Annotated in this window: 14 protein-coding genes; 8 read left to right on the forward strand and 6 right to left on the reverse strand. The window is 71.9% G+C overall.

All coding sequences use genetic code 11. The features are described 5' to 3' along the window. The first annotated feature begins 23 nt into the window (after positions 1-23). From ACFV88_RS29140 to ACFV88_RS29155, 4 genes are all read left to right on the forward strand, one after another. Positions 24-548, forward strand: a complete 525-nt coding sequence (locus ACFV88_RS29140) for a GNAT family N-acetyltransferase (protein WP_385494961.1) — start codon at positions 24-26, stop codon at positions 546-548. Between the two features lie 128 nt (positions 549-676). Next, positions 677-979, forward strand: a complete 303-nt coding sequence (locus ACFV88_RS29145; RefSeq protein ID WP_385494962.1) for a DUF4229 domain-containing protein — start codon at positions 677-679, stop codon at positions 977-979. Positions 980-1,178: 199 nt separating this feature from the next. Next, the gene (locus ACFV88_RS29150; protein ID WP_385495023.1) at positions 1,179-1,328 is read left to right on the forward strand and encodes a hypothetical protein; all 150 of its coding nucleotides are present in this window, start codon (positions 1,179-1,181) and stop codon (positions 1,326-1,328) included. A gap of 177 nt (positions 1,329-1,505) precedes the next feature. Next, a complete protein-coding gene (locus ACFV88_RS29155) occupies positions 1,506-2,858 on the forward strand; it encodes a dicarboxylate/amino acid:cation symporter (protein ID WP_385494963.1) in 1,353 nt (450 codons plus the stop codon). A gap of 128 nt (positions 2,859-2,986) precedes the next feature. Here ACFV88_RS29155 and ACFV88_RS29160 read toward each other — a convergent pair whose 3' ends face one another. The 4 genes from ACFV88_RS29160 to ACFV88_RS29175 all read right to left on the reverse strand — a co-directional run bounded on the left by ACFV88_RS29160 (position 2,987) and on the right by ACFV88_RS29175 (position 6,599). Continuing rightward, the gene (locus ACFV88_RS29160) at positions 2,987-4,342 is read right to left on the reverse strand and encodes a capsule biosynthesis protein CapZ (protein WP_385494964.1); all 1,356 of its coding nucleotides are present in this window, start codon (positions 4,340-4,342) and stop codon (positions 2,987-2,989) included. 210 nt (positions 4,343-4,552) lie between these two features. Further along, on the reverse strand, positions 4,553-5,056 hold the full coding sequence (locus tag ACFV88_RS29165; protein ID WP_385494965.1) for a precorrin-3B C(17)-methyltransferase: 504 nt from the start codon (positions 5,054-5,056) through the stop codon (positions 4,553-4,555). Then, the gene (locus ACFV88_RS29170; protein WP_385494967.1) at positions 5,053-5,712 is read right to left on the reverse strand and encodes a short chain dehydrogenase; all 660 of its coding nucleotides are present in this window, start codon (positions 5,710-5,712) and stop codon (positions 5,053-5,055) included. Before ACFV88_RS29170 ends, ACFV88_RS29165 begins: the two co-directional genes overlap by 4 nt. Further along, positions 5,709-6,599 (reverse strand): helix-turn-helix domain-containing protein, encoded by an 891-nt coding sequence (locus tag ACFV88_RS29175; RefSeq protein ID WP_385494968.1) that lies wholly within the window; start codon positions 6,597-6,599, stop codon positions 5,709-5,711. The genes ACFV88_RS29170 and ACFV88_RS29175 overlap by 4 nt, the downstream gene beginning before the upstream one ends. A 529-nt stretch (positions 6,600-7,128) precedes the next feature. Here ACFV88_RS29175 and ACFV88_RS29180 point away from each other — a divergent pair. After that, on the forward strand, positions 7,129-8,700 hold the full coding sequence (locus ACFV88_RS29180) for an alpha/beta hydrolase (protein WP_385494969.1): 1,572 nt from the start codon (positions 7,129-7,131) through the stop codon (positions 8,698-8,700). A gap of 136 nt (positions 8,701-8,836) precedes the next feature. Here ACFV88_RS29180 and ACFV88_RS29185 read toward each other — a convergent pair whose 3' ends face one another. Next, on the reverse strand, positions 8,837-9,040 hold the full coding sequence (locus ACFV88_RS29185; protein WP_385494970.1) for a cold-shock protein: 204 nt from the start codon (positions 9,038-9,040) through the stop codon (positions 8,837-8,839). Between the two features lie 495 nt (positions 9,041-9,535). Between ACFV88_RS29185 and ACFV88_RS29190 the strand changes: the two genes are divergently transcribed. Continuing rightward, entirely contained in the window at positions 9,536-10,411 is an 876-nt protein-coding gene (locus ACFV88_RS29190; protein WP_385495020.1) for a menaquinone biosynthetic enzyme MqnA/MqnD family protein, read from the forward strand. Between the two features lie 579 nt (positions 10,412-10,990). Continuing rightward, positions 10,991-12,676, forward strand: a complete 1,686-nt coding sequence (locus ACFV88_RS29195; protein ID WP_385494971.1) for a serine/threonine-protein kinase — start codon at positions 10,991-10,993, stop codon at positions 12,674-12,676. A 22-nt stretch (positions 12,677-12,698) separates the two neighbouring features. On the opposite strand, the gene ACFV88_RS29200 is transcribed toward ACFV88_RS29195, so the two are convergent. Further along, positions 12,699-13,412: a hypothetical protein gene (locus tag ACFV88_RS29200; protein WP_385494972.1), complete on the reverse strand. Its 714-nt coding sequence runs from the start codon at positions 13,410-13,412 to the stop codon at positions 12,699-12,701. A 230-nt stretch (positions 13,413-13,642) separates the two neighbouring features. Between ACFV88_RS29200 and ACFV88_RS29205 the strand changes: the two genes are divergently transcribed. Then, on the forward strand, positions 13,643-14,380 hold the full coding sequence (locus ACFV88_RS29205; protein WP_385494974.1) for a prepilin peptidase: 738 nt from the start codon (positions 13,643-13,645) through the stop codon (positions 14,378-14,380). Positions 14,381-14,455: the final 75 nt, after the last annotated feature.

The following is a 14,455-nucleotide window of genomic DNA, read 5'->3' on the forward strand; positions in this document are numbered from 1 at the left end:
GACGTAATGATTAGAATACGACTATGACCCTTACATTCACTGTGGACCCCTCCATTGACGAGGAGCTCCGTGACGGGCTGGTCGGCCTCTGGGTGGACGTCTCCAACGCGGGCGGCGCGGTGGGCTTCGTGCCGCCCGTGAGCGCCCGGGAGGTCCGGCCCGAGGTGGTCAAACACTTCGCGACGATGGCCGAGGGTCGCACCCGCCTGCTCATCGGCCGCGACGACCGCGACGAGGTCGCCGCGACCGCGTTCCTCACCGCCAACCAGCACCGGTTGATGCGCCACTGGCTGTGGCTGTACACGGTGATGGTCCACCCCCGGCACCAGGGCAAGGGCTACGGGCGGGACCTCATGGCCGCCGCCGCGGACATGGCGCGCACCGTGCCCGGCGTCGAAGCCCTCCGGCTGACCTGCCGCGGCGGTCTCGGGCTGGAGCGGTTCTACGCCTCCTGCGGGTACAAGGAGGTCGGACGGGTGCCCGACGCGATCCGGGTCGCCCCGGGGGACGACCGCGACGACGTCACCATGCTGCTGCCGCTCACCTGACCGCTGAGGGCGTCCGCCGAGGGCCGGACGGGCGGGTCCGGCGCGCCGAGCGTCCCACCCGGCTGACGGCCGCCGAGGGCGTAGTGCTTCACTGATATGCGCCCACTGTCGGAACGGAAGAGTGGATCATGCTCCGCTACACACTGATGCGCCTGGGGATCTTCGCGGGTTGCTTGGGGCTCGTCTGGGCCCTCGTCTACGCGGGTCTGCTCCCCCGCGGGCTCGGCTCCTCCAACGGCCTGTGGATCCTGCTGCTCGCCATGGTGGTCTCCGCGCCGCTCAGCTTCGTCATGCTGCGCAAGCAGCGCGACGTCGCCTCCGGGCAGATCGTCCACCGCGTCGACCGGGCCAAGGCCGGGTTCGACCGCTCCGCCAGGCAGGAGGACCACCTGGTGGACCTCGTGGAGGACGCGAGGTCCACGCGCGCGTGAACCGCGTTCCGCGGGCGTGAGGTATGTCTCAGGTAAAGGGCCGGCTCCTCGCCGTGACGAGGAGTCGGCCTGTTTCATGTGGTGTGCGTGCGGGGGCTGTTGGGGACCATCAGGGCATGGAACCGAGAGTGCGGACCCCGGCACCGAGGTCAAAGTGGGGCTTTGAGGACCTGAAAGTACAAGTGTTAACGTGTGTGGCATGAAGTCCACCGCCGCGCGTCGCTCCGTCATGGGTCCGTCGCCCATGACCACCATGGGCGTCCCGCTCGTGGCGCGCCTGCACGTGGACCTGTGCCGCTGTCTCTCCGCGGCCTGTCGTCACCCCCGCGCGGCCTGTCGCCGCTTCTGAGTTCCCCCGCCGGACCCGCCCCGTTCCCAGGCCCGTCCGGACCCCCGTGCGCGACCGCCGGCCGATCCGGTGGTGCTTCCCGCCCCTGCCCCGAGCCTTCGGGCACCCGTTCCCCAGGGCAGCGCCGCGCCGCCAGCACCACCCCCCGACCCCCATCACCCCCAAGGGAGTGTCCTCGTGTCCGTCCCCGCCACGAACACGCCGTCACAGCCGGTGACACCGGCCAAGCGGCAGTTCCCGGTGCCCTTCTGGGCCCAGATACTCATCGGTCTCGTACTCGGTGTGGCCCTGGGCTGGCTGTCCCGATACTTCGACATCTCGTGGCTGCAGACCACGCTGGAGAAGATCGGCGACATCTTCGTCGGGCTGCTGAAGCTCGCCGTGGGCCCGCTGGTGTTCTTCGCCATCCTGGTGTCGATCACCAACCTCCGGAAGGTCAACAACGCCGCGCGGCTGGCCTCCCGCACACTCCTCTGGTTCATGATCACCTCGCTGATCGCCGTGGCGATCGGCCTGGTCATCGGCCTGGTGACCAACCCGGGCTCGGGCACCGGCCTGACCCCCAAGGACGGCGGCGAGCCGAAGAACACCGGCTCCTGGATCGACTTCCTCACCGGCATCGTGCCCACCGACGTGATCACGCCGTTCACCGAGCTGAACGTCCTCCAGATCGTCTTCCTGGCCGCCGTCGCCGGTATCGCCGCGCTGAAGATCGGTGACCGCGCCAAGCCGATCCTCAGCCTCAGCGAGGCCGTCCTCGAACTCCTCCAGAAGGCCCTGTGGTGGGTCATCCAGCTCGCCCCGCTCGGCACCGTCGGCCTCATCGGCTACGCCATCGCCACCTACGGCTGGGACCTGATCGGCGACTACGCCGTCTTCACCGCCGCCGTGTACGTCGGCTGCCTCCTGGTGCTCTTCGGCGTGTACCCGACGCTGCTGGCGGTCGTCGCCAAGGTCAACCCGCTCCAGTTCTTCAAGGGTGCCTGGCCCGCGATCCAGCTCGCCTTCGTCTCCCGCTCCTCCGTGGGCACGATGCCGCTGACCCAGCGCGTCACCGAGCGCCTGGGCGTCCCGAAGGAGTACGCGTCCTTCGCCGTGCCGTTCGGCGCCACGACCAAGATGGACGGCTGCGCCGCGATCTACCCGGCCATCGCGGCGATCTTCGTCGCGGAGATCTTCAAGGTCGACCTCAACCTCGGTGACTACATCCTGATCGCCTTCGTCTCGGTGGTCGGCTCCGCGGCCACGGCCGGCCTCACCGGCGCCACGGTCATGCTGACGCTGACCCTGTCGACGCTGGGCCTGCCGATCGAGGGCGTCGGCCTGCTCCTCGCGATCGACCCGATCGTCGACATGATCCGCACCGCCACGAACGTCGCCGGCCAGGCGCTGGTTCCGGTGATCGTCTCGGCCCGCGAGAAGATCCTCGACCACGACGCGTACAACAACGCGTCGGCCTCGCCGATCGACGAGGCGGGTGCCGTCGCTCCCGTCCCGCAGGACCGGGGCCCGGCTCCCGCTGCTGCCTGACCTCTGACCCCCGGGTTCCCGGGGTGCCGCTCACGCCCGTGGGGCCCGCCGAGAACGGCGGGCCCCACGGGCGTGTCGGCGCGGTCCTGCGGGTGCGCGGGGAGGAACCTGCCGGGTGAGGCGGGCGGCTACCGGGTGCCCCGGACTTCTTCGGGGTTGGAGCCGAAGACGAGGTCGAGGACGCGGCTCATGCGCGGGTCGTAGACGTGGGCGTCCGGCTGGGCGACGTCCTCGGAGCGGTCGTAACGCCAGCCGTTGTTCACACCTGCGAAGTGCCGGTGGTGGATCTTGTCGGTCTTCGCGGCTCCCGAGCCTGCGACGCTGTGCACGCGCCACTGCGTGGTCATCTCGTCCACGACGCCCGGCAGGGCCGCCCACTTCACCGTCGTCGTGCCCTTGGAACGGTGGTGGTAGTCGGTGAAGCGGCGCTGGCGGTCGGAGGCCATGGGGGTGCGCGTCGCCTTGGCCATCCAGTAGCCGGAGAACATCACGACGCCGGTCTCCGACTCGACGGCATGATCGAAGACGGACCGGCCGTCATCGGAGAGCATCAGCTCGTCGATGTCCGCGCTGATCACACCGGCCGCCTGGGACAGATAGCGGAAGCGGCCGTGCTCCAGGAGCCCGTACTGGCAGTAGTCCGAGTCCCAGACCTTGTTGGGGCCGCCCTGCGGTCCGAAGGGGAAGGGCCAGTCCACGACGACGGCCGTGGTGATCCCGTCCACCTCCGCGATGGCGTCGGCGACGTCCTGCGGGGTGTAGCGCGTGGAATTGTTGTCGTAGAAGACGATTCCGGTCACCCCGTGCACGAGGTGGTAGTAGCGCAGGAAGTCCTGGATCCAGACGAGGTCGTTGTCCTTGGACTTCGTGATGATCGTGCGCTGCCCGGCGAAGAGGTCCGACTCGTTCGGCGCGATGTCCGCGCTGAACCTGTCGTTCCCCAGGCTGAAGGACAGCTCGCGGCCCGCACCGGCCCCCGTGATCACCGAGCGCTGCGTGCGGCCCCAGTCGCGGAGACCGAGGTCGCCCGTGACGTCGACGCCGTCGACGCGCCAGGCCCCGTTGCTGAGCGGCGCTTTGAGGTTGCTCACCGGCGGGCCGCTCAGCCATACGTCGTCGCCGTGCTGGAAGGCGTCGTAGAAGAGGGTGCGGTCATCGAACTGCTCAAGGTATTCGGGCTGCTGGTCCTCCGGCTTGCGCGGCGGCTCCCGGCGGAAGGGGGAGGAGAGGGGCAGCGTCACCGCGGACGGCCGGACCACCTTGATCACCTTGTGCTGCTGCTCCCCGCTCGCCCGCCGCAGGTCCCAGGCCCGACGGGAGAGACGGACCGGTTCGAGGAATTCATCGAGCGTGAGGGAGCCGGAGCCGTGCGCGTATCTGCGGCGCTCCGCCTCCAGCTCGGCCACGCGGCGGTCGAGGCGCGCTATCTCCGCCCGCAAGCCCTCCGCCGGTGCGTGGGTGTCCTCGACGGCTCCAGATGTCATTCTCGCTCCCGTTTTCCGAGCGCCCTCCGGTGGGCCGGTCGCCGGGTCACGGCCGGCGGCGGTGCGCGCCGATGAGCACGACGGTTTGCAGTCAATGAAGTGTCCAGCATATGGCAGTCCCTCGCGGTGCCGCTTCGCGCGAGCCCGAAGGGGTGCCTGCGGCTGTTCCCCGGCCGCCGGGCTGGCCAGCCCGTTCGGCCCGGGTGGGGGTCAGTACTTGCCCAGGCCGGGGATGCAGGTGCCGTCCGCGGTGCGGCCGACGACCTCCGTCTCCACCTCGCCGGTGGGGTGGACCGTGCCGTTGACGCACACGCGGCCCTCGCCGCCGCCCACCAGCGCACTGCGCAGCGGGGCGAACCGGTCGCCCACCGACTCGATGTGCTCGGGCCGCAAGCCGAGCGCCCGGGCGGTCGCGGTGCGCAGGGCCGCTTCGGTGGTGCTGTCGGAGTCCGCGAGTTTCCGCAGGGCCGTGGCCAACGCCTCGGCCCCGGGCCCGGCTTCCCGCCGCTGCTCGGCGGTGATCGACGCCTGCTTGCGGTACGCGTGGTTCTCCGCGACCCGCTCGGTCCATTCGTCCGTGACGGACGGCGGGGGCGCCGACGGGGGAGCGTCGGAGTCGGGGTCCGCGTTCGGGAGGCCGCAGCCGGCTGCCATGAGGGCGAGCAGGGCGAGGGACGGGGCAGCGGTGGTCAGCCGCGGGCGTATCCGGGTCATCCTCCCGACGATCCCAGGTGCGCGCCCCCCGCGTGGGCCTTCGCGAAATCGAGGCCGTACGCGCGGATGATCCGGCCGGTGCCGTCGCCTTCGACGCAGGCGACGTAGTGATCGACCAGCTCGTCCATCGGCACCGGTCGCAGGCCGGGGAAGTGCTCGCCGAACTCGTCGACGGAGTCGCCGATCAGCGTCGGGCTGACCACGTTGATCCGCAGGTCCCGCGGCAACTCGATCGCGGCTGACAGGACGAAGCTGTGCAGGGAGCCGCTGATGACGCCCCCACCGGTGACGTTCGGCCACGGGCGGTCGGCGAAGACGCCGGACGTCAGGGTGAAGGAGGCGCCGTCGGCGACGTGGTGCTGACCGGTGAGGACCAGATCGGCCTGGCCGAAGAGCTTGGCGCGCATGTTCTCGTACAGCGCTTCCCTCGTCAGCGTCCGGAAGTCGTCGAGCTCACCGTGCGCCGCGATGCTCACGACCGCGTCGACCGCCCCGACCTCGCCGTACATGGCCTCGATGGTCTCGTGCGAGGTCAGATCGACGTGGACGTCACCCGAGGTGCGTCCGGCCACGACGACCTCGTGGCCCCGGGCCCGGAGCGCGGGCACCAGCCGGCGCCCGATGGTGCCGGCGCCGCCCACCGTGATGATCTTCATCGTGCGTTCTCCTTCTGCGACGGGGCGTCCGGCGCGGATCGTCGGTCGATGCTCTGTGCCAGCAGGGCGAGGGCGTCGGCGTCGGGGGTGCCGGGGCGGGCGTAGAACAGCCCGAGCTGCTGGTCGTCGTCGGGCAGGGTGACCGTCTCGTTCGACAGGGTCATCCGTCCGACGAGGGGATGGTCGAGCGCGCGCAGGTAGGACGAGCAGGTGCGAACGGGACGCCGCGCCCACAGTCGGGCGAACTCCACGCTCTCGGAGACGAGTTCGCCCACGAGGTGTTCGAGGCCGGCGTCGGACCGGTGCCGGGCGACTGCTTGGTGCAGGGCGGCGACCGTGACCTGCGCCTTGCCGGCCCAGTCGCAGTACAGCGCGCGGTGGTGCGGATCGAGGAACAGCATGCGTGCGATGTTCGGCCGGATGCGTGCGTCCGGGGCGTCGACGTCGAGGTGACAGGCCAGGAGCGCGTGACCGAGACGGTTCCACGCCAGGACGTCGGCGCGGTGGTCGATCACGATCGCCGCTGCTGTGGGGACGGCGGCCAGCAGATCGCGCACCGACGGCCTCAGCTTGCTGCGGTGCGCACGGGAGCGGGTCGGCCTTCTCGGGGCGGCGAGCACGCGCAGGTGTTCGTGTTCGGACGGGTCCAGTCGCAACGCTGCGGCCAGCGCGTCGACGACCGCGGGCGAAGCGCTGCTGCTGGCTCCCTGTTCGAGCCGGGTGTAGTAGCCGATGCTGACCCCGGCGAGTTCGGCCAGCTCCTCCCTGCGGAGTCCCGGGACGCGCCGATGGGTGATGCCGGGTGCTATGCCTGCGGCCTCTGGGGTCAGACGTTCGCGCCTGCTGCGCAGGAATCCGCCTAGGTTGTTCGCTCCTGTGGTGACCACGGGCCCATCGTCGCGCGGATCCCCGCACTCCCCCTGCCCCAAACAGGGATACCCGCGCCCCCTGGGTGCGTTCACCTGTGCGTGCGTTGTCCCGTCCGGTGCGCTCCGGTTTCGCGCAGTTCCCCGCGCCCCTGTCGGGACGTCCTGCTCGGCGTGAGTTGTCCAGTTCGGTGCGCTGGGGCTTCGCGCAGTTCCCCGCGCCCCTGATCGACCCGCTGAACGCCCCGACCGCCAGGCCACCCAGCAGGGGGGCGCCCCGATAGGGGCGCGAGGAACGGCGCGGGCAACCACGACGCACCCGCGGTGAACGACGGACCCGGGGAGGCACCCACCCAGGGGCGCGGGGACAACGCACGCACAGGTGAACGCACCCAAGGGGCGCGGGGAACTGCGCGAGCAACCACGACGCACCCGCAGAGTGCAGCGCACCGCAAGAGCCCCGAGCACCCCGGACGGAACTTCGTAGCGCGGGGTCACCTCACCACTCCTATGGTGAGGTGAGTGCACCTTCCCCCCACTGGAGGGCGCGATGCGCGCGAAGCGCACGCTACGGATACGTTCCGCAGCCCTGGCAGCAGCGCTACTCACAGTGACCGCCCCGGCGCAACCGACCAGCCCCGACCGGCCGGACCGCGCAGAGCAGCCGGACCTGCGCCCGTTCTACGAGCAACGCGCCACCTGGCACCCCTGCGAGGACCTACCGCAGAACCCGGAGGACATGACCTGCGCGGAGGTCACCGTCCCCCTCGACTACGCCGCCCCGGACAAGGGCACCCTGCGCATCGCCCTGGCCCGCATCACGGCCACCACCGACGACCCCGAAGGCTCGCTGCTGCTGAACTTCGGCGGCCCGGGCGACCCCGGCATCGTCACCCTCGCCGGCTTCGGCAGGACCTTCAACGAGTTCACCGACGCGTACGACGTGGTCACCTTCGACCCGCGCGGTGTCGGCCGGAGCTCCCCCGTCAGCTGCGGCGACAGCGCTCCGCCCGTCTTCACCGGCGCGGACCCGGACGTCTTCGTCGCGCAGGCGGACGCCCACTACGCGCAGTGCCGCCGCGACTCGGGCCCCGTGCTGCCGTACGTGGGGACCATCAACGCCGCCCGTGACCTGGACGTCATCCGGCACGCCCTCGGGGACGACCGTCTCAACTACCTGGGCTTCTCCTACGGGACCCGGCTCGGTGCCGCGTACGCCGCCGAGTTCCCGCACCGCGTCGGCCGGATGGTCCTCGACGGCGTCGACACCCTCACCGAGCCGCTGGTCGAACAGGGCCTGGTGACCGCGGAGGGGCGGCAGCGGGCCCTGGACGACTTCGCCACCTGGTGCGCCGCCCGCCCCCACTGTCCGCTCGGGACCAACGCCCGGGACGCCAAGCGTGCCGTCACCCGACTGGTCGAGCGCGTCACGGCCGAGCCGATCACCCTCTACGACGGTTCGCTGTTCACGGTCGACACCCTGGTCTCCGCGCTGTCGGCCACGCTGTACAGCCAGTCCAACTGGCCGGCGCTGTCCCTCGCCCTGACCTCGCTGATCGAGGACGACGACCCGATCCCGCTGCTGGCGACCTCCATGCCGGTCCCGGTCACCGGCGCCCCCCACCCCCGGGGCGAGGACGTGCCCGTCGTGCCCCTGGACAACGGATCGGCCGCGCTGGTCGCCGTCAACTGTGCGGACGACCCCGACCGGCCGACCGCCGCCGAGTTGTCCGGCCCGGCGTACGAACGGCTGCTCGCCGACTACACCGCCGCCTCGCCCGTCTTCGGTCCCACCCAGCTGAGTCAGGTCCTGCTGTGTACGGGCTACCCGCCGGGCAGTGACTTCGTCCGCTCGATCCACGACGTTCCGACGCCCAAGTTCCTGCTGGTGGGCACGCGCGGGGACCCCGCCACGCCCTACCGGTGGACCGTCGAGACCGCCCGCCGTCTCGGTGACTCGGCCGTCGTCCTGGACAACCGGGGCGAGGGCCACGGCGCCTACACCTCGTCCAAGTGCGTGAAGCGGGTGGTGGACGCGTTCTTCCTGGAGGGGGACCTGCCCGCTTCGGGGCGTTCCTGCCCCGCCGACCCGGTGGACCCCGCCCTGTTGCCCGACCCGTGAAGCGGGCGCCCGACCCGTGACGCGGGCGGAACAGGCAGGAGCCCCGCCTCCCGCCGCGGCAGGCGCGGAGGGAGCGGGGCTCCTTGGGTACTGCTATCCGTTCCGGATCGGTCCCCGAGTGACCTCGGGAGTCCCGCTACAGCGGGGTGACGTTCTCCGCCTGCGGGCCCTTCGGGCCCTGCGTGACGTCGAAGCTCACGGCCTGGTTCTCCTCAAGGGAGCGGAACCCGGCCGCGTTGATCGCGGAGTAGTGGACGAAGACATCGGGGCCCCCGCCTTCCTGGGCGATGAAACCAAAGCCCTTTTCGGCGTTGAACCACTTCACGGTTCCGGTAGCCATAAGCCCTCCTTGGGCCAAAGGGTTGCCCTGCTCCAGAACCTGCTGTTGTAACAACTGCAAAAGTCTGAAAACGACAAAAGCCTGCGGGTTACATGCTCCGCAGGCTCTGTACTGCAAGGGAAACCAAACTGCAACTTGCGTTGAGCTTAGCACGGAGCCCCGGGAAAGCGATAGAGGTCAAGATCACGTCACCCGGATGTTTGAGTCGGGCCGTTGGCCTTGACGCGAGGGTGTCGTGTCGGAGCCGCGCCGGGGCGACGTCGGAGCCCATGTGGAAGCCCTCTGGGGGCCATGCCGGGGCCGTGTAGGAGCCAATAGTTCGGCAAAGTGACGGGGCATAACCCGCTGCCCCTTGCCACTGGCGCGCGAGGCCCGACCCGCTGCCCACCCACTGCCCGGACCGCCGTCCGGCGCACCGTGCCGGGCGCCCCCCTGCGCCCGCCGCGCGCCCCCGCGGGCTAGCCTCGCGATGTGGACAATTCTCCCGCGGCACCCCTGCCGGTCCAGGACGCCACCGCGCCCTCGGCCGCCGGCCGTACCCGGCCCCGTGTCGGGCACATCCAGTTCCTGAACTGCGTACCCCTGTACTGGGGGCTCGCGCGGACCGGAACGCTCCTCGACCTCGAACTGATGAAGGACACCCCCGAACAGCTGAGCGAGCACCTCGTGGAGGGCCGGCTGGACATCGGGCCCATCACCCTCGTGGAGTTCCTGAAGCACGCGGACGACCTGGTCGCCTTCCCCGACATCGCGGTGGGCTGCGACGGCCCGGTCATGTCCTGCGTGATCGTCTCTCAAGTGCCGCTGGACCAGCTGGACGGGGCCCGGGTCGCCCTGGGTTCCACCTCGCGGACCTCCGTGCGCCTGGCGCAACTCCTGCTGGCCGAGCGCTTCGGCGTGCGCCCCGACTACTACACCTGCCCGCCGGACCTGGGTCTGATGATGCAGGAGGCGGACGCGGCGGTGCTGATCGGGGACGCGGCCCTGCGGGCGAACCTGCACTACGCGCCCCGGCTCGGGCTCCAGGTGCACGACCTGGGTGCGCTGTGGAAGGAGTGGACGGGGCTGCCCTTCGTGTTCGCCGTGTGGGCGGCCCGTCGCGACTACCTGGAGCGGGAGCCCGAGGTGGTGCGGCAGGTGCACGAGGCGTTCCTCGCCTCCCGTGACCTGTCGTTGGAGGAGGTCACCAAGGTGGCCGAACAGGCCGCGCGGTGGGAGACGTTCGACACGGAGGTGCTGGAACGGTACTTCCGGACGCTCGACTTCCGTTTCGCCGCTCCGCAGCTGGCCGCCGTCTCCGAGTTCGCCCGTCGGGTGGGCCCGACGACCGGGTTCCCGGCGGACGTCCGGGTGCGACTCCTCCAACCGTGAGCGGGGCACCCAGGCCGGGGTGCCCCGCACCGCAAACGAACGCCCTGCAACGAACCCGAACGTCGCGCAACGAACCCGAACGGGTCGGAACGGAACGCAACGGAACGGAGCACGACGGAACGGAACACGACGGAACCGGGCGGTACCGGGTTTCCGTGCGGTGGCCGTGCGCATTCCGCGTGAATCGCTTTAGCGGCGTCAAAGCGTGCTGACGGCGTCCTGGAATTCCCCGGGGCGTCACCGGAAATTTCCCTAACCCCCGACGGTCCTTCCGATCCCGGGGCCGGGGGGACGGAACCGGGCGCGGTCCCCACTCCTTGCGGAACGAGCCGGTCCTGTTCGACGGGCCAATCATGTCCGGCGTCAATTACGAGGGCATTTGCGGGACGAACGGGAGCGTCCCCGGCAACGGGTTTTCCACGAACGGCGGCTGAGGGGGCGTCCGGGCCCGGAGGACTCCTACGGGACGGGTGAATCCGCACCGGCCCGCAACGCCGCCCCGACGGCCCCGCACCGCCCCGCATCGCACGGGGCTACGCTGCTGCGCACAGCCATGTGCTTCTGGGGGAGGCCGACGTCGTGCAGCCGGGCACCGTACAACCACTCGACGTCGACGAGCCGACCTCCATCGGCCCCTACCGCCTGGTCGGCCGCCTAGGCTCCGGTGGGATGGGCCGGGTCTACCTCGGGCGCAGCGCCGGCGGCCGGACGGTCGCCGTCAAGGTCGTGCACCCGCACTTCGCGCGCGACGAGGAGTTCCGGGCCCGGTTCCGCCGTGAGGTGGCCGCCGCCCGTCGGGTCGGCGGCGACTGGACGGCCCCCGTCCTGGACGCCGACCCGACCGCCGCGGTGCCCTGGGTGGCGACCGGCTACGTCGCGGGCCCCTCGCTGGCCCGCGCGGTCGCCGGCCCGGACGGGCCCGTACCGCTTCCCGCGCACACGGTCCGCACCCTCGGTGCGGGGCTCGCCGAAGCGTTGGTCCGGGTGCACGGGCTGCGGCTCGTCCACCGCGACGTGAAGCCCTCGAACGTGCTCCTCGCCCTCGACGGGCCGCGGCTGATCGACTTCGGCATAGCCCGGGCGACCGACGGCACCTCCACCCTCACCTCCACCGGCGTCTCCATCGGTTCGCCCGGTTACATGGCTCCCGAGCAGATCCTCGGCGGGGACGTCACGGTCGCGGCGGACGTCTTCTCGCTCGGCGCGGTCCTGGCCTTCGCCGCGAGCGGCGCGTCCCCGTTCCCCGGGGACTCCTCGGCCTCGCTGCTCTACCGGGTCGTCCACGAGGAGCCGGAGTTGTCCGGGGTCACCGGGGAACTGCGCGAGGTCGTGGCCGCCTGTCTGGCGAAGGACCCCGGCGACCGGCCGGACGCCGCGGAACTGGTGCGGCGACTGGCGCCCGAGGGCACCGCCCCGCTGGTGGCGGCCGGCTGGTTGCCGACGGCGCTGGTGGCCGAGGTGAGCCGGGTCGCGGTGGGCCTGCTGGACCTGGACGCGGTCCCGCACCGGGAACCCCCGGAACCCCCGGCACCCCCGGAACCTGCCGCCGGCCCCACCGGCCCGGTCCCGTTCACCAGCTCGTCCGTGGGCGGCCCCGGAACGACCCTGCCCGGCGGTGGCCGGGTGGGGCCGCCGCCGCCCTTCCCGCCCGTGGCCGTCGCCCCGGCGTCGACCTCCGCCGCCCTCGCCGAGGCCCCGATCGACACCGCGCAGCCCGGCCGGATCTCCGTGGAGGCGAGCGCCGAACGCACGGCGGACGTCCGCGGCCGGGGGCGCAGGGTGAGCTGCACGATCGCCCTGGTCGTGGCGGGCGCCCTGGCCGCCGTCACGGTGGGCTCGGCGTTCGTGTTCGACCTGTTCGGCGGGGGCGACGCGGATGACCGTTCCCCGGGCTCCTCCGACGCCAAGCAACTGGCGGTGCCCGAGCGGTACCTGGGCACCTGGGAGGGCGAGGGTTACGCCCTGTCCGACACCCTGCCGATGGGCACCTTCACCGTCACCGTCCGGCAGGCCGCGACGGGCGCCACGGTCGGGACGTTCCGGCAGGTCGACCCGATCGACGGGGTCTGCGAGAACGTCCTGGTGCTGCGCAGCGCCGACGAGAAGCGCCTCGTCGCCACCGGCCGTCCCCTGGAGTCGAACCCGTACCAGTGCACGACCGAGGCCCACGAGGTCCGGTTGGTGCCGACCGCGGAGGGCCTGCGGTACGAGTCCGACAACACGCGGGCGGGCAATCCCCAGGCCCAACTGAGGAAGGTCTCCTGAGCTACGGGGGAGGTCCGCCGGGTCACGGGGCGCATTCCGCGGCGCCGCGCTCCGTGGCGAGTTCGAAGGTCTGCCACACGCCCCGGTCGCTCAGCCGGAGCCGGGTCTCGTAGAACACGAGTGCGTCCGCCCCGCGCGGGGCCGGGCCGACCTTGCCGGTCACCCGGTTCTTGGGGGACAGCCGCGATTCGTCGGCGCAGAAGGACAGGGCCGCACGGGGCCGTTCCGGAAGGTCGAACAGGCCGTCGGGGAGGGTGAGTTCCGGCTTGAAGTAGCGGACGAAGCCGGTGGGCCGGGAGCCGGAGGCGGCGCTGTCGCGGGTGTACGCGCGGACCGCCGACAGGGCCTTCCCGGTGAAGAAGAACTCCACCGCCCCCGTGGTGGTCTCGCCGCCGACCAGCGCGTCCAGGACCGTGCCCTGGGCCAGGCCGGCGTCGCCCATCACCAGGTCCCGCTCGGAGTCGTGGGTCACCCAGGTCTCGTACCGTTCCGTCAGGTCACGGGGGAGGGTGACGTCGGGGCGTTCGGTGCGCGGCAGGGCGCTGCCGGTTTCGAGCGGCGCGACGGAGGCGCTGAGCGTGGGCGCGGGGGCGGCCCGCTCCGTCGCCCCGTCCTTCGACCCGCCTCCGCAGCCGGTGAGCAGCAGGGTCGTCGCCAGTGCGAACGCCGCGGCGGACCGTGCCGTCCACCCGGGAGCCCGGAGCCCGCCGCCGGACCCCGTCGTGACCGTGCGCATGTGTCGTCTCCTCGCTGCGTGCCCCCGGTGAGACCCCCACCCGCGGGTCGGGCCCTCGCGTGCGGTGACGACGGGGACCGGGCCCACGGTTGCGTCCTGCCGCTGACGGTGTGATTTCGGCCAACGTCCGTCCCGGGACGCGGAAACGGTATCCAGGCGGGCGCCGGGGTGGCCAGGGTGGACCCCGCGAGCGGTGGGCGGCGGGCCGACGGCCAGGGAGCGGGGACGGCATGGGGACGGGTGGGGCGGTCGTGACGGTGGTGGCGGCGCTGTGGGGGCTCGCCGCCGGTGCGTTGCTCCCCCGGGTGGCGTACCGCCTGTCGGTGGAGCCCGGCGACCCCTGGCGCGCGCACGGCCCGCAGGGCCACCCGCTGCCTCCCGGGGTGCGCGGCTGGCTGGGCCCGGCGCGCTGCGCCGAGGGCCGTCTCGGTCCCGGGACGCCCCTGGTCGCGGGGGTGACGGCGGGGGCGTGCGCGCTGCTCGCGGGCACCACCGGAGTACGGCCGGAAGTCGCCGTTTGGCTGCTGCTGGCACCGCCGGCGGTGCTGCTCGCGCTCGTGGACCTGGCGGTGAAGCGGCTGCCAGACGTGCTGACCCTGCCGCTCGCCGCCGCCGCACCCGTGCTCCTGGGCGCCGCCGCCCTGGTCCCCGGCCACGGGGGCAGCTGGTCGGGCGCCCTGCTCGGTGCGCTGGCCCTGGGCGCCGGATACCTCGTCCTGTTCCTGGTGAACCCCGACGGCATGGGCTTCGGTGACGTGAAGCTCGCCCTGCCGCTCGGGGCCGCCCTCGGCTGGTACGGCTGGGGGGCCGTCTTCGTCGGCACCTTCGCCGGGTTCCTGTTCGCCGCGCTGTACGGGGCGGTGCTGGTGCTGCGGCGGCGCGCGACCCGGCGCACGGCCATCCCCTTCGGGCCGTTCCTGCTCGGCGGGGCCCTCGTCGGCGTCCTGCTCGGCGGGTACGGGGCCTGACGGCGGCCCGTTCCCAGGGGCCGCACCCCGCTGACGTACGCTGGATCGGACCGACCAACCCCTGCCGAAAGGGAC

Source organism: Streptomyces sp. NPDC059816 (assembly GCF_042732055.1).
Lineage (GTDB): Bacteria > Actinomycetota > Actinomycetes > Streptomycetales > Streptomycetaceae > Streptomyces.

Excerpts from the sequence above, each read along its gene's own strand:
- ACFV88_RS29140 (WP_385494961.1), top strand. The coding sequence starts at position 24 with ATGACCCTTACATTCACTGTGGACCCCTCCATTGACGAGGAGCTCCGT.
- ACFV88_RS29145 (WP_385494962.1), top strand. The coding sequence starts at position 677 with ATGCTCCGCTACACACTGATGCGCCTGGGGATCTTCGCGGGTTGCTTG.
- ACFV88_RS29150 (WP_385495023.1), top strand. The coding sequence starts at position 1,179 with ATGAAGTCCACCGCCGCGCGTCGCTCCGTCATGGGTCCGTCGCCCATG.
- ACFV88_RS29160 (WP_385494964.1), bottom strand. The coding sequence starts at position 4,342 with ATGACATCTGGAGCCGTCGAGGACACCCACGCACCGGCGGAGGGCTTG.
- ACFV88_RS29165 (WP_385494965.1), bottom strand. The coding sequence starts at position 5,056 with ATGACCCGGATACGCCCGCGGCTGACCACCGCTGCCCCGTCCCTCGCC.
- ACFV88_RS29170 (WP_385494967.1), bottom strand. The coding sequence starts at position 5,712 with ATGAAGATCATCACGGTGGGCGGCGCCGGCACCATCGGGCGCCGGCTG.
- ACFV88_RS29180 (WP_385494969.1), top strand. The coding sequence starts at position 7,129 with ATGCGCGCGAAGCGCACGCTACGGATACGTTCCGCAGCCCTGGCAGCA.
- ACFV88_RS29185 (WP_385494970.1), bottom strand. The coding sequence starts at position 9,040 with ATGGCTACCGGAACCGTGAAGTGGTTCAACGCCGAAAAGGGCTTTGGT.
- ACFV88_RS29200 (WP_385494972.1), bottom strand. The coding sequence starts at position 13,412 with ATGCGCACGGTCACGACGGGGTCCGGCGGCGGGCTCCGGGCTCCCGGG.
- ACFV88_RS29205 (WP_385494974.1), top strand. The coding sequence starts at position 13,643 with ATGGGGACGGGTGGGGCGGTCGTGACGGTGGTGGCGGCGCTGTGGGGG.